20 protein-coding genes are annotated in these 25,239 nt (G+C 60.0%); 13 read left to right on the plus strand and 7 right to left on the minus strand.

Features of this window, described 5'->3' with window-relative positions; all coding sequences use genetic code 11:
* The 3 genes from DOU54_RS27810 to DOU54_RS02100 form a co-directional block, all read right to left on the minus strand.
* Nucleotides 1–914, minus strand: a 914-nt coding sequence (locus DOU54_RS27810) for an ABC transporter transmembrane domain-containing protein (RefSeq protein ID WP_502695885.1), incomplete at its 3' end; no start/stop codon positions are given.
* Between the two features lie 13 nt (nt 915–927).
* Nucleotides 928–1,506: a GbsR/MarR family transcriptional regulator gene (locus DOU54_RS02095; protein WP_037090619.1), complete on the minus strand. Its 579-nt coding sequence runs from the start codon at nt 1,504–1,506 to the stop codon at nt 928–930.
* A 377-nt stretch (nt 1,507–1,883) separates the two neighbouring features.
* The gene (locus DOU54_RS02100; protein ID WP_113730381.1) at nt 1,884–2,915 is read right to left on the minus strand and encodes an L-idonate 5-dehydrogenase; all 1,032 of its coding nucleotides are present in this window, start codon (nt 2,913–2,915) and stop codon (nt 1,884–1,886) included.
* Between the two features lie 214 nt (nt 2,916–3,129).
* Here DOU54_RS02100 and DOU54_RS02105 point away from each other — a divergent pair, with 214 nt between their 5' ends.
* The 3 genes from DOU54_RS02105 (at nt 3,130) to DOU54_RS02115 (ending at nt 5,997) form a co-directional block, all read left to right on the plus strand.
* Nucleotides 3,130–3,885 (plus strand): SDR family oxidoreductase, encoded by a 756-nt coding sequence (locus DOU54_RS02105; protein ID WP_112637378.1) that lies wholly within the window; start codon nt 3,130–3,132, stop codon nt 3,883–3,885.
* Nucleotides 3,886–3,970: 85 nt separating this feature from the next.
* The gene (locus DOU54_RS02110; RefSeq protein ID WP_113730546.1) at nt 3,971–4,864 is read left to right on the plus strand and encodes an NAD(P)-dependent oxidoreductase; all 894 of its coding nucleotides are present in this window, start codon (nt 3,971–3,973) and stop codon (nt 4,862–4,864) included.
* 149 nt (nt 4,865–5,013) lie between these two features.
* Entirely contained in the window at nt 5,014–5,997 is a 984-nt protein-coding gene (locus tag DOU54_RS02115) for an aldose 1-epimerase (RefSeq protein ID WP_113730548.1), read from the plus strand.
* A 17-nt stretch (nt 5,998–6,014) separates the two neighbouring features.
* Here the strand turns inward: DOU54_RS02115 and DOU54_RS02120 are convergent, their stop codons facing one another.
* Nucleotides 6,015–6,476 carry an Lrp/AsnC family transcriptional regulator gene (locus DOU54_RS02120; RefSeq protein WP_003508584.1) on the minus strand — a complete coding sequence of 154 codons (462 nt, stop codon included), beginning with the start codon at nt 6,474–6,476 and terminating at the stop codon, nt 6,015–6,017.
* Nucleotides 6,477–6,643: 167 nt separating this feature from the next.
* Here DOU54_RS02120 and DOU54_RS02125 point away from each other — a divergent pair, with 167 nt between their 5' ends.
* The 10 genes from DOU54_RS02125 (at nt 6,644) to DOU54_RS02175 (ending at nt 21,415) form a co-directional block, all read left to right on the plus strand.
* On the plus strand, nt 6,644–7,357 hold the full coding sequence (locus DOU54_RS02125; protein WP_006698095.1) for an aspartate/glutamate racemase family protein: 714 nt from the start codon (nt 6,644–6,646) through the stop codon (nt 7,355–7,357).
* Nucleotides 7,358–8,128: a class II glutamine amidotransferase gene (locus tag DOU54_RS02130; RefSeq protein WP_112637316.1), complete on the plus strand. Its 771-nt coding sequence runs from the start codon at nt 7,358–7,360 to the stop codon at nt 8,126–8,128. It begins immediately after the preceding gene.
* Between the two features lie 491 nt (nt 8,129–8,619).
* A complete protein-coding gene (locus DOU54_RS02140; protein WP_022563443.1) occupies nt 8,620–11,082 on the plus strand; it encodes a glycogen/starch/alpha-glucan phosphorylase in 2,463 nt (820 codons plus the stop codon).
* Nucleotides 11,082–13,289, plus strand: a complete 2,208-nt coding sequence (gene glgB / locus DOU54_RS02145) for a 1,4-alpha-glucan branching protein GlgB (protein WP_004437762.1) — start codon at nt 11,082–11,084, stop codon at nt 13,287–13,289. The genes DOU54_RS02140 and glgB overlap by 1 nt, the downstream gene beginning before the upstream one ends.
* A 21-nt stretch (nt 13,290–13,310) precedes the next feature.
* Complete coding sequence (glgC, locus tag DOU54_RS02150; protein ID WP_004437759.1) at nt 13,311–14,573, plus strand: glucose-1-phosphate adenylyltransferase; 1,263 nt, start codon at nt 13,311–13,313, stop codon at nt 14,571–14,573.
* A gap of 5 nt (nt 14,574–14,578) precedes the next feature.
* A complete protein-coding gene (gene glgA, locus DOU54_RS02155; RefSeq protein ID WP_113730383.1) occupies nt 14,579–16,021 on the plus strand; it encodes a glycogen synthase GlgA in 1,443 nt (480 codons plus the stop codon).
* A gap of 4 nt (nt 16,022–16,025) precedes the next feature.
* The gene (locus DOU54_RS02160) at nt 16,026–17,654 is read left to right on the plus strand and encodes an alpha-D-glucose phosphate-specific phosphoglucomutase (RefSeq protein ID WP_113730385.1); all 1,629 of its coding nucleotides are present in this window, start codon (nt 16,026–16,028) and stop codon (nt 17,652–17,654) included.
* 197 nt (nt 17,655–17,851) lie between these two features.
* Nucleotides 17,852–19,807, plus strand: a complete 1,956-nt coding sequence (glgX, locus tag DOU54_RS02165; RefSeq protein WP_113730387.1) for a glycogen debranching protein GlgX — start codon at nt 17,852–17,854, stop codon at nt 19,805–19,807.
* Between the two features lie 54 nt (nt 19,808–19,861).
* The gene (locus tag DOU54_RS02170) at nt 19,862–20,350 is read left to right on the plus strand and encodes a MaoC family dehydratase (RefSeq protein ID WP_004437750.1); all 489 of its coding nucleotides are present in this window, start codon (nt 19,862–19,864) and stop codon (nt 20,348–20,350) included.
* 21 nt (nt 20,351–20,371) lie between these two features.
* A complete protein-coding gene (locus DOU54_RS02175) occupies nt 20,372–21,415 on the plus strand; it encodes a DUF2332 domain-containing protein (protein WP_113730389.1) in 1,044 nt (347 codons plus the stop codon).
* On the opposite strand, the gene DOU54_RS02180 is transcribed toward DOU54_RS02175, so the two are convergent.
* From DOU54_RS02180 to DOU54_RS02190, 3 genes are read right to left on the minus strand one after another with little or no spacing between them, the layout of a single operon-like run.
* Entirely contained in the window at nt 21,412–21,966 is a 555-nt protein-coding gene (locus tag DOU54_RS02180) for a sarcosine oxidase subunit gamma (protein ID WP_113730391.1), read from the minus strand. The two genes, DOU54_RS02175 and DOU54_RS02180, sit on opposite strands and share 4 nt — an antisense overlap.
* On the minus strand, nt 21,959–24,919 hold the full coding sequence (locus DOU54_RS02185; protein ID WP_113730393.1) for a sarcosine oxidase subunit alpha: 2,961 nt from the start codon (nt 24,917–24,919) through the stop codon (nt 21,959–21,961). The genes DOU54_RS02180 and DOU54_RS02185 overlap by 8 nt, the downstream gene beginning before the upstream one ends.
* Nucleotides 24,916–25,230, minus strand: a complete 315-nt coding sequence (locus DOU54_RS02190) for a sarcosine oxidase subunit delta (RefSeq protein ID WP_004437737.1) — start codon at nt 25,228–25,230, stop codon at nt 24,916–24,918. Before DOU54_RS02190 ends, DOU54_RS02185 begins: the two co-directional genes overlap by 4 nt.
* Nucleotides 25,231–25,239: the final 9 nt, after the last annotated feature.

Below are 25,239 nucleotides of genomic sequence, written 5' to 3' on the forward strand. Positions count from 1 at the left end.
AGAAAGCCGAGCAGATGGAAACCGATGTAAACGGCCGTCATGGCGACGCCGAGCGCCGCGAAAAGCTCAAGCACTGCCGATGAGAGAAAGGCGATCCTGAGCACCGCCATCGTTCTCTTCTTGAGATTCTGCGCATCGGCGCTCAGGCGTGTGGCCGTTAGATTGACCGCTTCCAGCGCCCGAATCGTCTCCAGCCCGCGCAGCCGGTCGAGCAGGAAAGCGTTCATATTGCCGGCCTCGGCAAGCTGCTTTTCACTGGCGGCCTTGGCCTGCCAGCCAATCAAAGCCATGAACAGCGGAATGGTCGGCATGGCAAGCAAAAGCACCAGCGCCGCGATCCAGCTGAACGGAAGGATGACGAGGGCATATGCCACCGGAACGATCGTTGCCTTCATCCTTGCCGGCTGAAAACGGGAAAGATAAGGCACCAGTGCTTCCGACGTTTCGGCAACGACAGCTGCCACCTCACCGGAAGCCGTTCGCGAGAGGTCGAGCGGGGAGACCCTGGCCAGGGCGTGGAGCGCTTCCAGCCGCCGCTGCGAAAGAGCCGCCCGCGCCATACGGAACGACATGCGCGCTGCGGTTTTTTCCAGAAGGGCCTTGAGGATACCGAGAAGAAAAATGGCCGCAGCCGGCGGCATGAGCGCCATCATTGGCGCACCATCAGCAATTTTTCCGACGGAAAAGGCAAGCAGACCCGCCTGTGGCAACCAGAACAGCGAAACGAGAACATGCAGCAGGGAAGCCGACCTTGCCGCCGCCGGTGCGTGCATTTTTTGCGGGGTGGGCGCTTTATCGGCGCGGGGCTTGCGGCCAGGAATGGAAAAGACCCGCCGCGTACCGAGCGACAGTGCAACCGGCGCGGAACAGCCGTCATCGCGGCTGTCGGCCAAGGGAGGGGTCTGGGCTGACATGGTCATGATCGCCTTAGCCGTCCTTTTTCGCGACGCGGGGCCGACCAAGGGAAACGATCTTGTCCTTGGCCTCCAGAAGCTTGGTGACTTTGGAGCCGAGCGCCAGAAGAGAAGCCAGCCGTTCCGTCTCCAGCCTTTTCACATCGTCATACCAACCCGTCAGCTGCTCGATCAGCGTCTTCATCTCATCGATACGCCTCTGCGCATGACGCTCATCTTCGTTTTCCGGCGTTTCCATCAGGATTTCCCGAAGCACGCTGAGGGTCGGATCGATTTCGCGTTTCTTGCGCTCCTCAGCAAGCGTTCGCAGGATGTGCCAGACATCCTCAGGCGTCGTGAAAAAATCACGCCTGTCTCCGGGGAAGTGCTTGAGAATTGCCAGGTTCCAGGCTTGCAGTTCCTTGAGGCTCATCGACACGTTGGACCGCGAAATTCCGAGCGCCTCCACAATATCGTCCGCGCAGAGCGGCTGTGGCGATATGTAAAGCAGAGCATAGACTTGGCCGACAGTGCGGTTGATGCCCCAGCGGCTGCCCATCTCACCGAAATGCAGCACGAAGGACTGAACGAGCGGGGAGAGACTGGAAGACATTTCTCTTCTTTCTGAATTTTCAGTACTTTCTGAAATTTCGATAACGCAAAAAACGACTGGCGGCAAATCACCTTTTTGACCTGCGTCAAAATGTGCAAATGGGCAGAGACGACGCTGGTATAGACGGTCCTGGGTGCAGTCCGGGCAAAATATGCGGCAGTCGCGTTGGGGGGTATGACAGGCTGGAGCGTTTGCTGGCGTCCGTCACTTTCCATCCGTCATTCCGGTCTTGAGCCGGAATGAAGTCTCCGAAGCAGTCGATGATATCGATAACATCTACGCGAGTCGCTACGACCAACAATCAGCCCAAAAAAATTGGCGGCGGGATAACCCGCCGCCAATCGAAACGTCGGCGTATTCGCACGTAGAAACCTTGCTTACGAGAAAGCGATCTGAACCTTCATGGCGCGGCTGCGGTCGGAAGCGAATTCGAAGGCCGAGATGGCATCGGCGAGATCAACGGTCTGGGTGATGAAAGGTTTGACATCGATCAGGCCCTTTTGCATCAATTCAACGCCGGTTGCGAATTCCTCATGGAAGCGGAAGGAACCGCGCAGATCGAGTTCCTTGGCGGTGATCGCCATCATCGGCAAGCTCATATCGCCGCCAAGGCCAAGCTGGACGATGATGCCGCGCGGGCGAAGCGCCGCGATGCCGCCGGCAAGCGCCACGGCGGCGCCTGAGCATTCATAGAGAATATCGAAGGTTCCCTTGTTCGCACCGTAGGCGGCAAGCGCGTCGGGCTCGTCCTTGCTATTGATGACGCGATCCGCACCCGCCTCACGCGCCTTGCCAAGCGTGAAATCGGAGAGATCGGTGGCGACGATCTCAGCTGCACCGGCGCGGCGCGCGGCCAGAATGGAGAGGATACCGATCGGGCCGCAGCCCGTGACAAGCACACGTTTTCCCAGCATATCACCGGCGCGGCGGGTGGCGTGCAGCGTTACCGCCAGCGGTTCCGCCATGGCGGCCTCACCGGCGCTCAGGCCATCGGCCGGCACGCATTGCAGGGCGTCGGCCACCAGGACCTCGCGGAAGGCGCCCTGAATATGCGGGAAAGGCATGGCGCTGCCATAAAACCGCATGTTCAGGCACTGGTTGTGCAGGCCTTCCTGGCAGAAGGGGCAGGTTCGGCACGGCCGGGATGGCGAAACCGCAACCAGACCGCCGATCTTCAGCCCATCGACGCCTTCGCCCAGTTCCTCAATGACGGCGGAGACCTCATGGCCCAGCACCATGGGTTCACGCAACCGCACGGCGCCGAAACCACCATGATTGTAATAGTGCAGATCACTGCCGCAGATTCCGCCCCTGGCCAGACGGAGCCGCACCTCACCCGGTCCCGGCTTTTCCTCCGGCCGGTCTTCGATGCGCACATCCTTTGCCCCGTGGGCGACAATCGCTTTCATGACAACTCCCGTTCAAGCGCGCGCCATTATGGCGCATAAAATTCTTCATCCCATTGCTGCCGCAAGATGCGCCTCGATGCACCTTGTCAGTTCGCCACCCGCCCGATACGTACCGAAAGCGGGCGCATCAGCCTTGACATCCGCCCTCAAACGGATGAATGTTATCGGTAACATATTCTTTCAAGAATGCAATGTCGAGAGACTGGAGGAAACAGTGGGCCTTAATTTGTTCGATCTTTCCGGCCGCCGCGCCCTGATCACGGGTTCGTCCCAGGGCATCGGGTTGGCGCTGGCGCACGGGCTGGCGGAAGCAGGGGCGGAAGTGGTGCTGAACGGGCGCGATGAGGTGAAGCTGAAGGCGGCGGCAGCGGGCATCAAGGGTGCCAGAACGCTTGCCTTCGATGCTACCGATCACGGCGCGGTGCGCGAGGCGATCGACCGTTTCGAAGCGGAGGTCGGCGCCATCGATATCCTCGTCAACAATGCCGGTATGCAACACCGAACGCCGCTGGAGGATTTTCCGGCGGATGCCTTCGAGCGCCTGCTGCAAACCAACGTCGCCTCGGTGTTTCACGCCGGGCAGGCTGCCGCGCGCCACATGATCGGCCGCGGCCGTGGCAAGATCATCAACATCGCCAGCGTGCAGACCGCCCTTGCCCGCCCCGGCATCGCCCCCTACACCGCCACCAAGGGTGCCGTTGGCAACCTGACAAAAGGCATGGCAACGGACTGGGCCAAATATGGACTGCAGTGTAACGCCATTGCGCCCGGTTATTTCGACACCCCGCTCAACGCCGCCCTTGTTTCGGACGAGACCTTTTCGGCATGGCTTGAAAAGCGCACGCCGGCCGGTCGCTGGGGCAAGGTCGAAGAACTCGTCGGCGCCTGCATTTTCCTGTCGTCCGATGCCTCATCCTTCGTGAACGGCCACATTCTCTACGTCGACGGCGGCATTACCGCTTCGCTTTGACACCCCAGGCCCGGATGGCCGGCTGCACCGCCATCCGGGCTTGAACGACGACACCACGACGCTTTGGGAGGAGGCCGTGACCACCATGACCGAGAAGAACAAAATTGCACTGATCGGCGCAGGCGCCATGGGCGGGGCGATCGGGACACGGCTCATAGAGACCGGCAATCAGCTGACGGTTTTCGATCTGGATGCGGAAAAGGTGGCGGCACTGACGAGCCTCGGCGCGCAGAGCGCGAGCACAGCGGCGGAAGCAGCGTCGATTTCCGATGTGGTCATTCTCAGCCTCAATTCGCCCAAAATCGTTCGCATCGCCGTCTTCGGCAAGGATGGCGTCGCGGCGGGGGCGAAGCCCGGCACGCTCATCATCGACATGTCTTCCATCGATCCGGAAGCCACAAAGGAACTGGCAGCCGATGCCGCCGAAAAGGACCTGCGCTGGGTGGACAGCCCGCTTTCGGGCGGCGCGCCCAAGGCGCTTGTCGGCCAACTGACGCTTATGGCGGGGGGCAGCGAAAAGGATGTGGCCGATGCGCATCGCGTGCTGCGACATGTGGCCAGCAATTACACTCATATGGGACCCTGCGGCGCAGGGCAGACCACAAAACTCATCAACCAGGTTCTGTGCGGTCTGAACTTCCTTGCTGTAGCGGAAGCGACGCAACTGGCGCTGGACGCCGGCGTCGATGCCGCAAAAATTCCGCAGGCACTGAGGGGCGGCCGCGCCGACAGCGCCATCCTGCAGGAGTACATGCCGCGTTACGTGGCAAGGGATTACCGCCGCACCGGCCGGATCGACAATATGGTGAAGGACCTGAACGGCGCGCAGGATCTCGCCCGACGCACCAACACGGCCATGCCGCTGACGGCTGTTTGCGCCGAGGTGCACCGGATGCTCACGGCAGCAGGGCTCGGTGGAGAGGACCAGGCAGCGCTTATGGAGTTTTTCAGCGGCGCAAAGCGAAGCTTTCCGGACTGATTGACCGGCAGACAGGGGATGGCAGGAGCCTGTTGATACAGTCCCTGCGAGCCATTGCGAAATTGTCTTTCAGGGAAGATGATCAGGCGAATCGGCACGGCAGTGGCCGCGATGACAGCAGACGCATGTATGCAAAGGACAATTTCCCGATGACCACCTCCGCGACAGGCACGGGAATTGCCAGTCTGACCGTTTCCGGAACCGGTTTCATTGCCGAAATCGCCTATCAAGGGGCGACGCTTCTGAGCTGGCGGCCGGTCTCTGCCGATGGCAGCGGAGGCGAAAATCTCGTCGACGGATATTCGACGCCCGCCGAAATGCAGTCCCAAAATGGCGTGAGGAACGGCATTCTCGCGCCCTTCTCCAACCGCATCCCGGATGGTCGGTTTAGTTTTGCCGGGCAGACGCACCGCATTGAGCCGGTGCTTGCCCATGAAGCCCTAGTCTTCCACGGATTTGCCAGAGCCCTGCCCTTCGTCCTCGCCCAGTCATCGGAGGAAAACGGCGCTCATACTCTCATCTTCCGTGCCGAAATATCGCCTGCGGATTTCAGCGGTTACCCTTACCGTCTCGCCATCGAAGTGGAATATCGCTTCGTCGGCCATGACGTTACCATCGACATACGCGGCATCAACCGCGACGACCGGCCCCTGCCCTTCGCCGCCGGCTGGCATCCCTATTTCCGCCTGCCCGGCACCACGTCTATCGACGACCTTCTCCTCACCCTGCCTTCGCGAACAGCAATTGAAACAAACGAGTATCTCATCCCCCTGCGAAACCCACAGGGCGGGTTACTCAAACGGAACGACACCCTTTTTCTCCATACCCCGCTGGCCGGGCATGTGGTCGATGCCTGTTTCACCGATCTGATTGCTTCCGCAAACGGGCTTTACGAGACGAGGCTCGAAAACCCGCATGACGGTTCAAGCCTGACGGTCTGGCAGGAGCGTGGGCACATGCATGTCTTTACCGGGGATACGCTCGCACGCGACAGGCGGCGCTCCATCGCGCTCGAACCCGTGGAAACGCCGACCAACGCCTTCAACCAGGCGGAACTCGCGGATGCAATTACGCTGCAACCGGGCGAGACGCGAAGCTTCCGCTTTGGCGTCCGTTTCAAGGCAGCACGCTGATCAAGGTTCGATAGCCCTCAGATATGCGTCGTCGGCAGCGAAGACGACAGTTTCACCGTCTCCATGGAGATATAGGCGGACATGTCGTAAAGCTGCACGCGGCGCAGAATCTGTTTGTAGACCGTGTCGTAATATTCAACATTCGGCAGGACGAGCTTCAGAATATAATCGAAATTGCCGGTGAGCCGGTGAACCTCGACGATTTCAGGGATGGTGCTGACTGCGGCATGGAACCGGTCCAGCCAGTCCTCCGCATGAAGGCCCGTTCTTACCAGCAGGAAAACCGTGGTCGGAAGATTGATCTTCCGCCGGTCGAGCAGCGCCATGGTGCCTGTCACATAACCTTCCGTTCGTAGCCGCGTGATGCGGCGCGAACAGGCCGATAGCGACAGGGAAACTTCCTCTGCGATATCGGCGAGCGGGGTTTCGGCATTTTCCTGGAGAATCGCAAGGATTCGGCGGTCGCGGTCATCAATCATCAGTGAACAATGCACAGGTTAACGCAAGCGCGCAAGAAATTTGCGACATCAGGACAGAAACCGCGCCGAGTTTGCATCCAGGCCGCGAAAACTGCGCAAAAACGCATGCCGTTTTCGTTGCGACGATGGCATTCTTACTTTCAATCAAAGTTGAAAAGGGAACTCTTATGAAACGGATCGGCCTGATCGGCGGCATGAGCTGGGAATCCACCGCAACCTATTACCGCATGATCAACGAGGCGGTTCGCGACAGCCGCGGCGGTCTGGTCTCGGCCGATATCGTCATGCATTCGCTCGATTTTTCCGAGGTCGTCGCCCTTCAGAAGGCAGACCGCTGGGATGAGGCCGGCGCGCTTCTGGGTGCAGCAGGCGCGCGCCTTGCCAATGCCGGCGCCGATTGTGTACTGATCTGCACCAATACCATGCATCTCGTTGCCGACACCGTTGCGAAAATGTCCGGCGTGGCGCTGATTGACATCATCGACGAGACCGCAGCCGCCCTGAAAACGGATGGACGCCGCAAGCCGCTGCTGCTCGCCACCCGCTACACGATGGAACACGGTTTCTACACGGACCGGATGCGCCGCCACGGCGTCGACGTGGTCGTGCCGGATGCCGAAGACAGGGCCGCCATCCACGACATCATCTTCGGTGAATTGTGCCAGGGCGAGATCAAGTCCTGCTCGCGTGACCGCTATCTTGCGGTCATCGAGAAGGCCCGCGCACTCGGCGTTGATTCCGTCATTCTCGGTTGCACCGAAATTTCCCTGCTGATCGATCCCGACGCCCTGCCGCTGCCGGGTTACGATTCGACCGCCATTCACGCGAAGGCCGCCGTCGGCTTTGCGCTCGGAGACAAGGCATTCGACAGAGCTGCATGAATGTGCCGCCTCTTTGCTTATTCCGGTAAACCGGTCTGGCTCGACAGCCTGCTGATCGAGCCGGAAGCCTCGCTTGTCAGCCAGTCCATGGCAGCAAGGGAAGCCAAGACCGTCGTTAATGGTGATGGTTGCGGCCTTGGCTGGTATGGCGAACGCGCAACGCCCGGCGTCTTTCGCGACACGCGCCCCGCCTGGTCAGACGCCAATCTCGCGGCACTTTGCCACCAGCTTCGATCGGGCATGTTCATGGCGCATGTGCGATCCGCCACGTCGGGCGAAGTCTCGCGCGCCAATTGCCACCCCTTTGCGCATGGGAAATACCTTTTCATGCATAACGGCCAGATCGGTGGCTATGAGCAGATCAGGCGCGATATCGATTCCCTTATCCCCGATGACATCTATGCATCCCGACGCGGCACGGGCGATAGCGAAGCGATCTTCTTGATTGCCGCCGGCCATGGCCTTGAGGTGGACCCGGTCAATGCCATCTCTACCGCGCTGCGGCTTTGCCAGGAAAAGATGATGGCGGCAGGTGTCTCTTCCGCATTGAGATTCAGCGCCGTTCTGATGGATGGTGATTGCGTTCACGCCTTCCGCTGGTCAAGCGATGACAAGCCGCCCACACTTTACTGGCGCGGCCTGGACGAAGGCATTGCGTTGAGTTCGGAACCCTTTTCCTTCGATTGTGCTCCCTGGTGCGCCGTTCCACCAAATACCAGCGTGACGATCCGCGCCGGAAAAATGACGACACAGGCTTTTTTCCTTCCGTAATCCCGGCTTTGCTGGCCGCATTTTCCCGGTTTCGCGGCGTCGCTTCCGTCGACCGGTGCGGCTGCCGCGATGCCTCGTTTATTTTCATTGAATTTTTGCAGCCGCGAAGGCTAGTGTGTGGTCCATGGCGTCGGATCGGAATAAGCACGATTTTCGGCTCGACGCGCAAAACGGAATATTAGAGCGAAACAGATTTCAGGACCGGTGAACCATTTAGAAGTGTTGCAGCCTCTCCCTTTCTTGCACGTTGCCCACCATCGCGACGACCGTGCAAACCCGTTCAGGAACGACCCGTAATGGGCCGGCAATCCCTTCGGCGATCCTCGGAACGCAGAGTAAAAATTCTTATTTTTCATTACCCTAAGCCGTTCAACTTTCCGAAAAAATTGCTGTTGCCACACCTCCATATCGATGCATAAACTGGCATCAGCAAAGGCAACACGGATCGACCTCATCAGACCCTCTCCTCCCACCAAGGTGCTGACCGACCAATGATCAATAATCTCAACGCCGCCGATCTCCCCCGTCCCGCGCCGCGCAGTTCCAACCCGGAAATCATGGCGTCGGAAATCATCGAACGCCTCACCTACCGTATCGGCAAGGACGTCAAGGTTGCCAAGCCGCATGACTGGCTGACCGCGACCATTCTCGTCGTACGCGACCGCATCATCGACAAGTGGATGGAATCCACCCGCAAGGCCTATGCCAACAATTCCAAGCGCGTTTATTACCTGTCGCTCGAATTCCTGATCGGCCGCCTGATGCGCGACGCCATCTCCAATATCGGCCTGATGCATGAAATCCGCGACGCGCTGTCCTCCCTCGGCGTCGATCTTGACGTCATCGCCGGGCTGGAGCCGGATGCCGCGCTCGGCAATGGCGGCCTTGGCCGTCTCGCCGCCTGTTTCATGGAATCCATGGCGACCGTTGATATCCCCGCCTATGGTTACGGCATCCGTTACGTGCACGGCCTCTTCCGCCAGCAGATGGCAGATGGCTGGCAGGTGGAACTGCCGGAAACATGGCTTGCCCACGGTAACCCCTGGGAATTCGAACGCCGCGAAAGCTCCTATGAAATCGGCTTCGGCGGATCGGTGGAGACAATCGGCGGTTATGAAGATCCGCAGCGTTTCGTCTGGAAACCGGCCGAACGCGTCATCGCCATGGCCTATGACACGCCGGTCGTCGGCTGGCGCGGCACGCGCGTCAATACGCTCCGCCTCTGGTCGGCACAGCCGATCGATCCCATTCTGCTGGCTGCCTTCAACGCTGGCGACCACATCGGCGCGCTGCGTGAAAGCAACAAGGCGGAGAGCCTGACGCGGGTTCTTTATCCTGCTGACGCGACGCCTGCCGGTCAGGAACTGCGCCTGCGGCAGGAATTCTTCTTCTCCTCCGCCTCCTTGCAGGACATTCTGCGCCGCCATCTGCAGCAATATCCGGATTTTACTTCGCTGCCGGAAAAGGTCTCGATCCAGCTAAACGATACACATCCGGCCATATCCATTGCGGAGATGATGCGTCTTCTATGCGATGTGCACGGGCTGGAATTTGATGAGGCCTGGAAGATCACCCAGGGTACCTTCTCCTACACCAATCACACGCTGCTGCCGGAGGCGCTGGAAAGCTGGCCCGTGCCGCTGCTCGAACGTCTTCTGCCCCGGCACATGCAGATCGTCTACGCCATCAACGCAAATACGCTGCTCTTTGCCCGCAAGGAAAAGAAGATGGCGGATCAGCAGATCCGCTCCATCTCGCTCATCGATGAAGGCGGCGAGCGCCGCGTGCGCATGGGCAATCTCGCTTTCATCGGCTCTCATTCGATCAACGGCGTTTCTGCCCTCCATACCGAGCTGATGAAGGAGACGGTCTTTGCCGATCTCCACGGCCTCTATCCTGACCGTATCAACAACAAGACCAACGGCATCACACCGCGCCGCTGGCTGATGCAGTGCAATCCCGGCCTCACCAGCCTGCTTCGCGAAACGATCGGCGACGATTTCCTCGACGATGCGGAAAAGCTGACAGCGCTCGACCGTTTCGCCGACGATGCCGCGTTCCGCGAGAAATTCGCCGAGGTGAAGCGTCTGAACAAGGTGCGCCTTGCCAATACGGTGGCGCAGCGCATGGGCATTCGCGTCGATCCGTCGGCCATGTTCGACATCCAGATCAAACGTATCCATGAATATAAGCGCCAGCTTCTGAACCTCGTGGAAACCGTCGCGCTTTACGACCAGATTCGTTCTCACCCGGAACTGGATTGGGTTCCGCGCGTTAAGTTCTTTGCAGGCAAAGCGGCGCCGAGTTACCACAACGCGAAGCTGATCATTAAGCTTGCCAACGATATTGCCCGGGTCATCAACAACGATCCGGCCGTGCGCGGGCTTCTGAAAGTGGTATTTGTTCCGAACTATAACGTCTCGCTCGCGGAAATCATGGTACCCGCCGCCGATCTCTCCGAACAGATTTCGACGGCCGGCATGGAAGCCTCCGGCACCGGCAACATGAAATTCGCCCTCAACGGCGCACTGACCATCGGCACGCTCGATGGCGCCAACGTTGAAATGCGCGATCATGTCGGTGAAGACAACATCGTTATTTTTGGCATGACGGCCGATGAGGTGGCCAGAGCCCGTGCAGAGGGTCACAATCCCCGCGCGATCATCGAAGGATCGTCGGAACTGTCGCAGGCCCTTTCGTCCATCGCATCAGGCGTCTTCTCGCCGGATGACCGCTCACGATTCGCCGGCCTGATCGACGGTATTTACAACAGCGACTGGTTCATGGTTGCCGCCGATTTCGACGCCTATGCCGGTGCGCAGCGAGAAGTAGATGCGATCTGGAGTAATCCGGATAGCTGGTACGCCAAAACAGTGCGCAATACGGCGCGCATGGGCTGGTTCTCGTCCGACAGGACGATCCGCCAATATGCCACCGAGATCTGGAGAGCCTGATGAAAAAACCGCTCAATTCGGCCGACGAGAAAAAGACTGGCGACATCACGAAGGCTGAAATCGAGGCGATCAAGAGCGGTTTGCATTCCAATCCCTTTGCCCTTCTCGGCGTTCACGAAACGCCGGAAGGGTTTTCTGCCCGCTGTTTCATTCCGGGTGCCGAGGAGGTTTCCGTCCTGACGCTGGACGGAAATTTCGTGGGCGAATTGAAGCAGCTGGACCCGGACGGCTTTTTTGAAGGCCCGATCGATATTTCCAAACGCCAGCCGGTGCGTTACCGCGCCTGCCGCGATGATGCCGAGTGGGCTGTGACAGACCCCTACAGCTTCGGCCCGGTTCTCGGCCCCATGGATGATTATTTCGTCCGGGAAGGATCGCATCTGCGGCTGTTCGACAAGATGGGCGCGCACCCGCTGAAGCTCGAAGGCGTTGAAGGTTTTCACTTCGCCGTCTGGGCGCCGAATGCGCGGCGCGTTTCCGTCGTTGGCGATTTCAACAATTGGGACGGCCGCCGGCATGTGATGCGTTTCCGAAAGGATACGGGCATCTGGGAAATCTTCGCGCCCGACGTCTATGCCGGCTGCGCCTACAAATTCGAGATTCTCGGTGCAAACGGCGAGCTGCTGCCGCTGAAAGCCGACCCCTATGCCCGCCGCGCCGAGTTGCGGCCGAAGAACGCTTCCGTCACTACGTCCGAACTGACGCAAAAATGGGAAGATCAGGCCCATAGGGAGCATTGGGCGCAGGTGGACCAGCGCCGCCAGCCGATCAGCATCTATGAGGTTCATGCCGGCTCCTGGCAGCGTCGTGAGGACGGCACCTTCCTAAGTTGGGACGAGCTCGCCGCCCAGCTCATTCCCTATTGTACGGATATGGGCTTCACCCATATCGAGTTCCTGCCGATTACGGAACATCCCTATGACCCTTCCTGGGGTTACCAGACGACGGGTCTATACGCCCCAAGCGCACGTTTTGGCGATCCCGAAGGGTTTGCCCGCTTCGTCAATGGCGCTCACAAGGTTGGCATCGGCGTTTTGCTGGACTGGGTTCCCGCGCATTTTCCGACCGACGAACATGGACTTCGCTGGTTCGATGGCACGGCGCTCTATGAGCACGCCGATCCGCGTCAGGGTTTCCATCCCGACTGGAACACGGCGATCTATAATTTCGGCCGCGTCGAGGTCATGTCCTACCTCATCAACAACGCGCTTTACTGGGCTGAAAAATTCCATCTCGACGGCCTGCGCGTCGATGCAGTCGCCTCGATGCTCTATCTCGATTATTCCCGCAAGGAAGGTGAGTGGATCCCGAACGAATATGGCGGGCGCGAAAATCTCGAATCCGTGCGCTTCCTGCAGAAGATGAATTCCCTCGTTTATGGCACCCATCCGGGCGTCATGACGATTGCCGAGGAATCCACCTCCTGGCCGAAAGTGTCGCAGCCCGTTCATGAGGGCGGTCTCGGTTTCGGTTTCAAGTGGAATATGGGCTTCATGCACGACACGCTGAGTTATTTCTCGCGGGAGCCTGTGCATCGCAAGTTCCATCATCAGGAACTGACCTTCGGCCTGCTTTACGCCTTCACCGAAAATTTCGTGCTGCCGCTGTCCCACGACGAGGTCGTGCATGGCAAGGGGTCGCTGATCGCCAAAATGTCCGGCGATGACTGGCAGAAATTCGCCAATCTCCGCTCCTATTACGGCTTCATGTGGGGTTATCCCGGCAAGAAGCTGCTGTTCATGGGTCAGGAATTTGCGCAGTGGAGCGAATGGAGCGAAAAGGGCGCGCTCGACTGGAACCTGCGCCAATATCCGATGCACGAGGGCATGCGCCGCCTCGTGCGTGATCTCAACCTCACCTACCGATCCAAAGCCGCCCTGCATGCCCGGGACTGCGAACCCGACGGCTTCCGCTGGCTTGTGGTCGATGATCACGAGAATTCCGTCTTCGCCTGGCTGCGCACGGCGCCCGGCGAAAAGCCGGTCGCGGTCATCTGCAACCTCACCCCGGTCTATCGGGAAAACTATTATGTGCCGCTGCCCCAGGCGGGGCGGTGGAGGGAGATTCTCAACACCGATGCCGAAATTTATGGCGGCAGCGGCAAGGGAAATGGCGGACGCGTTCAGGCGGTCGATGCCGGCGGCGATATCGGGGCGATGCTCGTCCTGCCGCCGCTCGCCACGATTATGCTCGAGCCGGAAAACTGACAGACAGAGAGGGAGGACACCATGTCGGAAAAAAGAGTTCAGCCTTTGGCGCGTGATGCAATGGCCTATGTCCTCGCGGGCGGCAGAGGCAGCCGCCTGAAGGAACTCACGGACCGCCGGGCAAAACCCGCCGTTTATTTCGGCGGCAAGGCGCGCATCATTGATTTTGCGCTCTCCAACGCGCTTAATTCCGGCATTCGCCGCATCGGCGTCGCCACGCAATACAAGGCGCACTCCCTCATTCGGCACCTGCAGCGCGGCTGGGACTTCTTCCGCCCCGAACGTAACGAAAGCTTCGACATCCTGCCCGCCTCCCAGCGCGTTTCCGAAACGCAATGGTATGAAGGTACGGCAGACGCGGTTTACCAGAACATCGACATTATCGAGCCCTATGGGCCGGAATACATGGTCATCCTCGCCGGCGACCATATCTATAAAATGGACTACGAATACATGCTGCAGCAGCATGTCGATTCCGGTGCGGATGTGACGATCGGCTGCCTTGAAGTGCCGCGTATGGAAGCAACCGGCTTCGGCGTCATGCATGTGAATGAAAAAGACGAGATCATCGATTTCATTGAAAAGCCCGCCGATCCGCCCGGCATTCCCGGCAATGAGGGTTTTGCGCTCGCCTCCATGGGCATCTACGTCTTCCACACGAAATTCCTGATGGAAGCGCTGCGCCGCGACGCCGCAGACCCCACCTCCAGCCGCGATTTCGGCAAGGACATCATTCCCTATATCGTGAAACACGGCAAAGCCGTCGCCCACCGCTTCGCAGACTCCTGCGTGCGTTCGGATTTCGAGCATGGCCCCTACTGGCGGGACGTCGGCACCATCGACGCCTACTGGCAGGCCAATATCGACCTGACGGATGTGGTGCCTGACCTCGATATATACGACAAATCCTGGCCGATCTGGACCTATGCGGAAATCACCCCGCCGGCAAAATTCGTCCATGACGACGAGAACCGCCGTGGTTCGGCCGTGTCTTCGGTCGTTTCCGGTGACTGCATCATTTCGGGTGCGTCGCTCAACCGCAGCCTTCTGTTCACAGGCGTGCGCGCCAATTCATACTCCCGCCTTGAGAATGCCGTAGTACTGCCGAGTGTGAAGATCGGGCGTCATGCCCAGCTCAGCAATGTCGTCATCGACCATGGCGTGGTCATTCCGGAAGGACTGATTGTAGGAGAAGACCCAGAACTGGATGCCAAACGTTTCCGCCGTACCGAAAACGGCATCTGCCTTATCACCCAATCGATGATCGACAAGCTGGACCTGTAGCGCCGATGAATGTCCTTTCGGTTTCATCCGAAATCTACCCCCTGATCAAGACCGGAGGGCTCGCCGATGTTGCCGGCGCGCTCCCCATCGCGCTCGAAGCCTATGGCGTACAGACGCGCACGCTGATACCCGGGTACCCAGCGGTGAAAGCTGCCGTGACGAACGCGGTGAAATGTTACGAATTCACCGACCTGCTGGGCGAAAAGGCCGATCTGCTCGAAGCCCGGCACGAGGGACTGGATCTCCTCATCCTCGATTCGCCCGCTTATTACGAGCGCTCCGGCGGGCCCTATCTCGACCAGACGGGCAAGGATTATCCCGACAACTGGAAGCGCTTTGCGGCGCTTTCGCTGGCGGCGGCCCGCATTGCAGCCGGCGAATTTCCCGACTGGCGGCCGGATATCCTGCACGCTCATGACTGGCAGGCTGCCATGGCGCCAGTCTACATGCGTTATGCCGAAACGCCTGAAATTCCGAGCCTGCTCACCATTCACAACATTGCCTTCCAAGGGCAGTTCGGCGCCAACATCTTCAGCAAGCTTGGGCTACCAGCCCATGCTTTCGGCATGGAGGGCGTGGAATATTATAACGATGTGAGTTTCCTCAAGGGTGGACTGCAGACGGCGACGGCGCTCAGCACCGTCAGTCCCTCCTATGCCGAGGAAATCCTCACCCCGCAATTCGGCATGGGCCTGCACGGCGTTATCGGCAGCCGAGCCCATGTGCTGCACGGCATCGTCAACGGCATCGACGCGGACGTCTGGAACCCGGCAACGGATCATCTGATTCATGACAATTATTCCGCCGCCAATCTCAGAAACCGGGCCCTGAACAAGAAGTCTGTCGCCGAACATTTTCGCATCGATGACGATGACAGCCCGCTGTTTTGCGTCATCTCACGCCTCACCTGGCAGAAGGGCATCGACCTCATGGCCGAAGCCGTGGACGAGATCGTTTCCCTCGGCGGCCGTCTGGTGGTGCTGGGCGCGGGCGATGTGGCGCTGGAAGGTGCGCTCCTGGCGGCCGCATCCCGCCACCATGGCCGCGTCGGCGTTGCCATCGGTTACAACGAACCCCTGTCACATCTCATGCAGGCGGGCTGCGACGCGATCATCATCCCCTCGCGCTTCGAACCCTGCGGCCTCACCCAGCTTTATGCGTTGCGTTACGGCTGCATTCCGGTCGTCGCCCGCACCGGCGGCCTTGCAGACACGGTGATCGACGCCAACCATGCCGCTATCGCCAACAAGTCGGCGACCGGTGTGCAATTTTCCCCCGTCACGCTTGATGGACTCAAACAGGCGATCCGCCGGACCATCCGTTATTATCACGACCCGAAACTATGGACACAAATGCAGAAACTCGGGATGAAATCCGATGTTTCCTGGGAAAAGAGCGCCGGCCTTTACGCCGCGCTTTACAGCCAGCTTATTTCGAAAGGCCATTGAACCAATGATCAAGACTGTTCAGACGAAGCCCTATCAGGACCAGAAGCCGGGCACTTCAGGCCTGCGCAAGAAGGTGCCCGTCTTCGCCCAGGAAAATTACGCCGAGAACTTCATCCAGTCGATCTTCGACGCGCTTGAGGGCTTTGAAGGCCAGACGCTGGTGATCGGCGGCGATGGCCGTTACTACAACCGCGAAGTCATCCAGAAGGCGATCAAGATGGCCGCCGCCGCCGGCTTCGGCAAGGTTCTGGTCGGTCAGGGCGGCATTCTCTCCACGCCGGCCGCATCCAACATCATCCGCAAATACAAGGCCTTCGGCGGTATCGTGCTCTCCGCTAGCCACAATCCCGGCGGCCCCACCGAAGATTTCGGCATCAAATACAATATCGGCAATGGCGGTCCCGCCCCGGAAAAGATCACCGACGCGATCTACGCCCGTTCCAAGGTCATCGACAGCTACAAAATTTCAGACGCCGCCGATATCGACCTCGACAAGGTGGGCAGCTTCAAGGTGGACGATCTGACGGTCGAGGTGATCGACCCGGTCGCCGATTATGCCGCCCTGATGGAAGAGCTGTTCGATTTCGATGCCATCCGTGCCCTCATCGCCGGCGGCTTCAAGGTCGTGGTCGATTCCATGAGCGCCGTCACAGGCCCTTATGCCGTTGAGATCATCGAAAAGCGGCTTGGCGCTCCGAAGGGCTCGGTCCGCAATGCTACACCGCTGCCGGACTTCGGCGGCCATCACCCCGACCCTAACCTTGTCCACGCCAAGGAGCTTTATGACGATGTCATGAGCCCGGAAGGCCCCGATTTCGGCGCTGCTTCCGATGGCGACGGCGACCGCAACATGGTCGTCGGCAAGGGCATGTTCGTCACGCCATCAGACAGTCTGGCGATCATCGCCGCCAATGCCAGACTGGCGCCCGGTTACGCGGCAGGCATTTCCGGCATCGCCCGTTCCATGCCGACAAGTGCGGCAGCTGACCGTGTCGCCGAAAAGCTCGGCCTTGGCATGTACGAGACTCCAACCGGCTGGAAGTTCTTCGGCAACCTCATGGATGCCGGCAGGGTGACGATCTGCGGCGAAGAAAGCTTCGGCACAGGCTCCAATCATGTACGCGAGAAAGATGGTCTCTGGGCCGTGCTCTACTGGCTGAACATCGTCGCCGCCCGCAAGGAAAGCGTGAAGGACATCGTCACCAAGCACTGGGCCGAATATGGCCGCAATTATTACTCCCGCCACGACTATGAGGAAGTGGATTCGGACGCCGCCAACACGCTGGTGGCGACCCTGCGCGAAAAGCTCGCGACGCTTCCCGGCACCAGCTACGGCAATCTGAAGGCCGCCGCGGCAGATGATTTTGCCTATCACGATCCGGTCGATCAGTCCGTCAGCAAGAACCAGGGTATCCGCATCCTGTTCGAAGGCGGTTCGCGCATCGTGCTGCGCCTTTCCGGCACCGGTACGGCAGGTGCCACACTTCGTCTCTATGTCGAGCGTTACGAGCCGGACGCGGCGCGTCACGGCATCGAAACGCAGGAAGCGCTCGCCGACCTGATTGCCGTTGCCGATACGATCGCCGGCATCAAGGCCCATACGGGACGAAGCGCGCCGAGCGTTATCACATAAGCTGGCTGCGGCGCTGCTTTCTCCTGAGAGAGCCGGGCACAATACGATGAGTTCACAAGGCAACTCGTTGGAGTGACACGTCCGCCACCCTGCTCGGCGTCATCCTCGGGCTTGCTCGAGGATGATGGAGGAGGGTTTCCAACCCTCCTATTCTGCCGATACCTTTCAGAAGAGATATTATCTAGCGGAGACAGATAATGCAGACACCTTCCGTTTTCCCCAAAGGCGCGCTGCAGACGGAAAACGGAACGGAATTCACGGTCTATTCCCGGCACGCCTCCCAGATCGATCTTTGTCTTTTCGATACGGCCGGGGAAAAAGAGATGGCGCGCCTGCCAATGGTGCGCGGCGAAGGCGACATTCACGGATTGATCGTCTCCGACGTTGGCCCGGGTACGCGTTACGGCTTTCGCGCTCACGGTATTTATTCGCCCGAACATGGCCTGTGGTTCGATCCCGCAAAGTTGCTGCTCGACCCCTATGCCACCGAGATAGACCGTTCCTTCCGGCATGATCCAGCCCTTTTTGCCTTTGGTCAGGAAACGGGCCACATCGTGCCCAAGGCAATTCTTGCCAGCCATGAGCCGCTCAAGCGCCAACCCCCGCTTTTCGCCGAAGGTGGGCTGATTTACGAACTTTCCGTGAAGTCCTTTTCGCAGCTGCATCCCGAGGTGCCGGAAGACATCCGGGGCACCGTCGCCGCGCTCGCCCATCCCGCCATCCTCGCCCACCTGAAAAAAATCGGCGTCGACGCGGTGGAGCTGATGCCGATTACCGCGTGGATCGACGAGCGTCACCTGCCGCCTCTCGGCCTTTCCAATGCCTGGGGTTATAATCCCGTCGGCTTCATGGCGCTTGATCCTCGACTCTGTCCCGGTGGCGTGCGCGAACTGCGCGAGACGGTTGCAGCGCTGCATGCGCAGGGAATCGGCGTCATTCTCGATCTGGTCTTCAACCACACGGGTGAAAGCGATATCGAAGGATCGGTTCTGTCGCTGCGCGGGCTCGACAATCTCACCGCCTTTCGTCACCCGCCGGGCAAACCGGGGGTTCTGGTCAACGATACCGGCACCGGCAACACGGTCGCCTGCGACCATCCCTATATCCGGCAGCTTATTATCGATTCTCTCAGGCATTTCGTTCTGAGTGCCGGCGTGGACGGTTTCCGCTTTGATCTGGCCCCAGTGCTCGGACGAACGGCCAATGGCTTCGAAATGGCAAGCGAAACGCTCTCGGCCATGCATTCGGACCCATTGCTTTATGACCGCCTGCTAATCGCCGAACCGTGGGATATCGGCCCCGGCGGGTACCAGCTCGGCAATTTTCCGGAAAGCTTCCTTGAATGGAACGATCGCGCCCGCGATGACATGCGCCGGTTCTGGCGTGGGGACGCCGGCACGACCGGGGCGCTGGCCGATGCGCTTTCCGGTTCCTCGCCGATCTTTTCCCGCCATGGCCGCCAGAACACCCGCAGCGTCAATTTTCTCGCTGCCCATGACGGTTTCACCCTGTACGATCTCGTCAGCCACGAACATAAGCACAATGAGAAAAACGGCGAGAGCAATCGCGACGGCCACAATGACAACCATTCTTGGAACAATGGTTTTGAGGGGCTGACAGACGATCCCGTCATTGGAGCAGCCCGGATTGCAGATGTGAAGGCGCTGCTTTCCACGCTTTTCGTCTCTCGCGGCGCCCTGATGCTCACGGCGGGCGACGAGGGCGGCCGCAGCCAGCAAGGCAACAACAACGCCTATTGCCAGGACAATGAGATAAGCTGGGTCGACTGGTCATCGCTTTCCCGCGAATTGATCGACCATACGGCCTTTCTCGCTTCATTGCGCAAACGTTTCGACGTGTTTTCGGGGACAGGCTTCTTCTCTGGCCATGGCGATGTGACATGGCTCGCCCCCGCCGGCGAGCCGATGACGACGGCAGACTGGGAAAGGCCAATTGCGCAGGCTTTTGCCATGGTGCTTTCCACCCTCGACCGGGAAACTGGCGCCGACGCTGAACTTGCCGTGCTGATAAACCGCAGCCGTGAGATCGTGCCTTTCACCCTGCCGGGCGATGGCTGGTCCGCCATCGGCACGGATTTCGGTAACCCCGCCTTCCTTCCAGCCCGTTCGGTGGTGTTTTATCTGCGCGGTTGATCCCGTCGCGTCACGAGCCGTATAAGTCGCGGGAGACAATGCGGACGAGGTAACATGACAAAAGAAATTGCGCTGGCCGAGATGAAAAACCACGTTGGCACAGAAATGGGCGTTTCCGACTGGATCACGGTAGACCAGACAATGATCGACAGCTTCGCAAAAGCAACACTGGATGACCAGTTCATCCACACAGACCCGGAACGCGCCAAAGCGGAAAGTCCCTTTGGCGGCACCATTGCGCATGGGTTCCTGACGCTGTCTCTGCTTTCGGCCCTGAATTACGACGCCCTGCCGCGCATTCGCGAGCAGACCATGGGCATCAATTACGGCTTCGACGCCATTCGTTTCGTCGCTCCGGTCAAAAGCGGTGCTCGCGTGCGCGGCCGTTTCACCCTGGCTGAGACGCGCTTTCGCGGAGCCTCCATGCTGATGACCACCTACGATGTGACGGTGGAAATCGAAAACGAGAAAAAGCCGGCGCTAACCGCGCGCTGGACCACCATCAGCCAGTTCAATCCGGAGGACAGGCCGGAGGACGCCTGAAACCCACGAGGGAGAGACCGCATGCATGACGAAGCCGTGAGGAATGCGTTTCTCGTTCAGGCAAGAGCCTGCGACAGCCTCGGCTCTCCCTTCACGGCACGGCTTTGCCGCGCCATGGCAACAAGGCTCGACCGACAGACAGAGGTCGGCGAGCGAATTTTGTCCTGGTCCGGCGATGTCGGCCCATCCGGAGATTCCGTACCGCTACGGCTGGCCGGCGCCCTGCATGCGCTTGCCATAGAGGAAAAGATTGCGCCGCTCGCCGATATTCCGCCGGAAAACGAAGAAGCGCTCTGGCAGGCATGTGCAAACGCCCTGCGTTTTCATTCCGCCTTCATCCTCGAAAGGTTGCAATCACCGCCGCAGACCAACGAGGTTCGCCGTTCTGCCGTTCTGCTGCCTGGCTTTCTTTCGATTGCGAAAATGACGGGCAAGCCGCTGGTGCTTTCCGAAGTCGGGGCCAGCGCTGGCCTCAACCTGCAATTTGACCGTTACCGATATCGCCTCGGCGATCTCGCCTGGGGTGAACAGTCCGATGTTTTCCTGTCACCGGAATGGCGCGGCGACACACCCCCCCATGAGCGGATCGACGTTATCGAGCGCGCCGGCTGCGATATCAACCCACTTGATCCGTCATCCGCGGAAGATCGTCTGCGGCTGATGTCCTATGTCTGGGCCGACCAGACGGACAGGCTCGAACGAACGGCCGCCGCCCTGCGCATAGCGATGGAACACGCTCTGCATGTCGAGAAGGCCGACGCTGTCGACTGGCTGCAACGCCGCCTTGCCACGCAATATCCGGGCGCTGCCCATGTCATCTATCATTCCGTCGCCTGGCAATATCTGCCCGATGACCTGAAACAGGCCGGCGAGACTGTGATTGCCGAGGCCGGCGCCCGCGCCACGCCGGACGCCCCGCTTGCCCGGCTGCAAATGGAAGCGGATGCGACGCCCGGCGGTGCTGCAATGACGCTTCAAATCTGGCCGGGCGGCGAAAAGCAGGAAATCGGCCGCGCCGATTTCCATGGGCGATGGGTGGAATGGCGGGGTTGGACAGAGAGTTAAACCGCCACGTCCTCAGCCGCCTCCTGCAGCAGCCCGCCGACATAGGTCGCGAATGAGCGCCAGCACTCCACCCGGAATGTGTCATCCGCCGTGCGCAGCAGGACCACTTCCGCCTTGCCGAAAATAGTGCGTGAGCAGCCACCTACCGGGAACCTCGCAAGAGAAAGGTCCTGCGGGCAGCCGGCATTGAGAGCTGCTTCCGCGCCAGCGCCGGAAACGATGATGGCGGTGTTGCGGTGGGAAATATCAGTTGCCGAAAACAGGCCGGAAACGCCGGCAAGCGCCACCATGAGATCGCTTTCGCCCTGATCGATCACCAGCCATTCATCCGGGCCGAGCCACAGAGCGGATCGCAGACCAGAGGTGACCGAGCTTTTCGGGCTGGTCGGCAGGGCAAGACCGAGCGCTTCGGACAGCGCCGGCACGGCGCTCTCGCGTGCCCGCAGCGACAACCGCGAGGCAGAAGCCGCAGGCTTCAGCGATACGAAGGGGGAACCGCCGTGAAAATCCTCAAGCACGGATTTGCGTTTTGCGTGCAGCATATCAGCCATTGAGACGGGCTCCTTCCTTGTCGAGGAAGACCATGTCGGTCACTTCGACGGCAATGGTTTTATCGGCAAGCGGAATATAGAGCGTTTCGCCCATGCGCGCCCTGCCATCCGCCACCAAGGCGAAAGCAATGGAGTGGCCGAGATTTTCCGACCAATAGGCTGAAGTGACGTGGCCAAGCATGGTCATTGGCTTTGGCTGGTTTGGATCGGCAACGATCTGACCGCCCTCCTCCGGAACGGTCAGCCGGTCCTTCGTCTTCAGGCCAACAAGCTGTTTGCGGCCGGAGCGCGTTAGATCGGGGCGTTTCAGACCGCGAATACCGACGAAATCCGTTTTCTTTTTGGAGACAGCCCAGGCAAGCCCGGCATCATCGGGCGTCACGGTGCCGTCCGTATCCTGCCCGACGATGATATAGCCCTTTTCGGCACGCAGGATATGCATTGTCTCGGTACCATAGAGGCAGCCGCCGACGGCTTCAGCCCTCTCCCGGATTGCAGACCAGACGGCCGCGCCGTAATCGGCAGGCACATTGATTTCGAAACCGAGTTCGCCGGTGAAGGAGACGCGGAAAAGCCGCGTCGGCACGCCGCAGAACTTGCCTTCCGCCACCGCCATATGCGGAAAGGCCTCCGGCGAAAGGTCGATACCCTCGACGAAAGGCGCGATAACCTCGCGCGCCTTCGGCCCCTGCACGGCAATCACGGCCCATTGTTCGGTTGCCGATGTCAGCCAGACATTGAGATCGGGGAATTCGGTCTGGAGATAGTCCTCCATGTGCTGGAGAACGCGCGGCGCGCCGCCCGTGGTCGTCGTCACGTGGAAACGGTCTTCGGCCAGGCGCCCAACAACGCCGTCGTCGTAAACGAAGCCGTCTTCGCGGGTCATGATGCCATAACGGCAGCGGCCGGGTTTCAACGTATCCCAGGCATTGGTGTAGATGAGGTTCAGGAACTTCGCCGCATCCGGGCCAACCACCTCGATTTTGCCGAGGGTTGAGGCATCAAACACGCCAACGCTCTCACGAACCGTCTTGCATTCACGGTTGATCGCTTCATGCATGTCCTCGCCCGCCCGCGGGAAGAACCAGGCACGCTTCCAGTTGCCGACATCCTCGAATACCGCGCCAGCCGCCAGCTCTTCGTCGTGCATCGGCGTCTTGCGCGCGGGATCGAACAGCGCGCCGCGTGAATGGTTGATGAGCGTGCCGAAAGTAACCGGCGTATAGGGCTGGCGGAAGGTGGTGAGGCCGACCTTGGGCAAATCCCGGCCGAGCGCTTCCGATGCAATGGCAAGGCCATGCATGTTCGACATCTTGCCCTGGTCGGACGCCATACCATTGGTGGTGAAGCGCTTGATGTGTTCGACCGAATGCATGCCCTCGCGCACGGCAAGGCGAATATCCTTGGCGCAGACATCGTGCTGGAAATCGATGAAAGCCTTGACGCCGGTGCCCTCACCTGCGCCTTCGGCAGCGCCAATCATGCCGCCGGTCCAGGTCCGCGCATTTTCGCCGGAAAACGCTACCGCGCCGCCACCCGCAGCCGCGGCTTCGGCGATCAGCGCCGAAAGATCATCCGTGCCATTGCAGGCGCCGATGGAGACGCAGTTCTGCACATGAATGTCAGGCAGGAAACGCTGGTTAGCCGCGTCAAACTTGAGCTTGCCGCGCGATTGCGAGAACAGATGCACTGAAGGCGTCCAGCCGGCGGAGACAACAAGCGCGTCGATGGCGATCTTGCGTTTGTTCGACCCGCCATTGCGGCCGACCGTCATGGAAGATACGCGCAGGCGGCCGGCGGTGTTGTAAACGCTGTGACCCGCCAGCACCTCGATGCCGAGCGCCCGGGCCTCGTCCAGCAGACGCTGGTCCGGATTTTCGCGGCAATCGACGATGGCGGCGATCTTCACCCCGGCCTTCTTCAGATCAAAGGCAGTCTCATAGGCGGAATCATGAGCGGTGTAGACACCGACATTGTGGCCCACGGCGACGCCGTAATGGTTCAGATAGGTGCGGGCGGCCGAAGCCAGCATGATGCCAGGCCGGTCATTGTTGGCGAAGACCATGTGGCGCTCGATCGCACCGGCCGCCAGCACGACCTTTTTGGCGCGGACCTGCCAAAGGCGCTCGCGCGGCTGATGTTTGGCCGGCGTCGCGAGATGATCGGTGACGCGTTCGGCGAGCGCGACAAAATTGTGGTTGTAATAACCAAAGGCCGTCGTGCGGGTCAGAACCCGGACGTTGGGCATGGATTGCAGTTCGGCAAGCACCTTCTGCGCCCATTCATAACCGGGCAGGCCGTCGATTACAGCGCCAGTGTCGAAGCGCAACGCACCACCGACTTCCGCATTCTCATCCACCAGAATGACGCTGGCGCCAGTTTTCGCGGCAGAAAGCGCAGCTGTGAGACCGGCGACACCAGCGCCGGCCACCAGCACGTCGCAATGGGCATAACGGCCGGAATAATGATCCGCATCCGGCTCGCTCGGCGCCTTGCCGAGGCCGGCGGCGCGGCGGATCAGCGGTTCGTAAATCTTATGCCAGGCGGCCTTCGGCCACATGAACGTCTTGTAGTAGAAACCGGCCGCGAACATCGGCGACAGAAGATCGTTGATAGCGCTCAGATCGAAGGACAGCGACGGGAAACGGTTCTGCGAGGCGATAATCGCGCCGTCGAAGACTTCCTGCACCGTGGCGCGCACATTCGGCTGCTTGCGCAGGCTGTCGCGCGACACGTCGATCAGCGCATTCGGCTCCTCCGGCCCGGCGGACAGGAAACCGCGCGGGCGGTGATATTTGAACGAGCGGCCGATCAGATGCACGCCATTGGCCAGAAGGGCTGATGCAACCGTATCGCCCTCCAGCGCCGGATAGATCTTGCCGTCAAAGGTAAAGCGCGCGGTTCTCGCCGGCGTGAGACGGCCTGCGCCCTTGATACGATAATCGCCGCTCATTGCCCGGCTCCCTTTTCTGCCGAAAGGACCGTTTCAATATCGGGTTTGGGTTCACCCGCCTTATAGGTCATCAGGAATCTGTCGCTCACCGAGTCGCGGGCGGCGTTGAAAAAGCGGCCGCAGCCGTGAATGTGACGCCAGCGCTCGAAAACGAGGCCCTTGTCGTTGTCGCGGATGAAGAAATATTCCGCGAAGGCCTCGTCGGAGATATCGGCGATGTTTTCCGGCCGGGCGATATGGGCTTCGCCCGCCCAGCGGAATTCCAGTTCGGAACGGTCTTCCCCGCAATAGGGGCAATGGATCAGAAGCATCGTCGCTCC

The organism is Agrobacterium sp. MS2, from assembly GCF_003261015.1.
Classification (GTDB): domain Bacteria; phylum Pseudomonadota; class Alphaproteobacteria; order Rhizobiales; family Rhizobiaceae; genus Agrobacterium; species Agrobacterium pusense.

Bases quoted from the DNA above. Each gene is read 5' to 3' on its own strand.
- DOU54_RS02125 (WP_006698095.1), top strand. From the start codon at position 6,644: ATGAAACGGATCGGCCTGATCGGCGGCATGAGCTGGGAATCCACCGCA.
- glgB (WP_004437762.1), top strand. From the start codon at position 11,082: ATGAAAAAACCGCTCAATTCGGCCGACGAGAAAAAGACTGGCGACATC.
- DOU54_RS02180 (WP_113730391.1), bottom strand. From the start codon at position 21,966: ATGGCTGATATGCTGCACGCAAAACGCAAATCCGTGCTTGAGGATTTT.
- DOU54_RS02130 (WP_112637316.1), top strand. From the start codon at position 7,358: ATGTGCCGCCTCTTTGCTTATTCCGGTAAACCGGTCTGGCTCGACAGC.
- DOU54_RS02100 (WP_113730381.1), bottom strand. From the start codon at position 2,915: ATGAAAGCGATTGTCGCCCACGGGGCAAAGGATGTGCGCATCGAAGAC.
- DOU54_RS02120 (WP_003508584.1), bottom strand. From the start codon at position 6,476: ATGATTGATGACCGCGACCGCCGAATCCTTGCGATTCTCCAGGAAAAT.
- DOU54_RS02115 (WP_113730548.1), top strand. From the start codon at position 5,014: ATGACCACCTCCGCGACAGGCACGGGAATTGCCAGTCTGACCGTTTCC.
- DOU54_RS02160 (WP_113730385.1), top strand. From the start codon at position 16,026: ATGATCAAGACTGTTCAGACGAAGCCCTATCAGGACCAGAAGCCGGGC.
- glgA (WP_113730383.1), top strand. From the start codon at position 14,579: ATGAATGTCCTTTCGGTTTCATCCGAAATCTACCCCCTGATCAAGACC.
- DOU54_RS02095 (WP_037090619.1), bottom strand. From the start codon at position 1,506: ATGTCTTCCAGTCTCTCCCCGCTCGTTCAGTCCTTCGTGCTGCATTTC.
- DOU54_RS02190 (WP_004437737.1), bottom strand. From the start codon at position 25,230: ATGCTTCTGATCCATTGCCCCTATTGCGGGGAAGACCGTTCCGAACTG.
- DOU54_RS02175 (WP_113730389.1), top strand. From the start codon at position 20,372: ATGCATGACGAAGCCGTGAGGAATGCGTTTCTCGTTCAGGCAAGAGCC.
- glgC (WP_004437759.1), top strand. From the start codon at position 13,311: ATGTCGGAAAAAAGAGTTCAGCCTTTGGCGCGTGATGCAATGGCCTAT.
- DOU54_RS02170 (WP_004437750.1), top strand. From the start codon at position 19,862: ATGACAAAAGAAATTGCGCTGGCCGAGATGAAAAACCACGTTGGCACA.
- DOU54_RS02140 (WP_022563443.1), top strand. From the start codon at position 8,620: ATGATCAATAATCTCAACGCCGCCGATCTCCCCCGTCCCGCGCCGCGC.
- glgX (WP_113730387.1), top strand. From the start codon at position 17,852: ATGCAGACACCTTCCGTTTTCCCCAAAGGCGCGCTGCAGACGGAAAAC.
- DOU54_RS02185 (WP_113730393.1), bottom strand. From the start codon at position 24,919: ATGAGCGGCGATTATCGTATCAAGGGCGCAGGCCGTCTCACGCCGGCG.
- DOU54_RS02110 (WP_113730546.1), top strand. From the start codon at position 3,971: ATGACCGAGAAGAACAAAATTGCACTGATCGGCGCAGGCGCCATGGGC.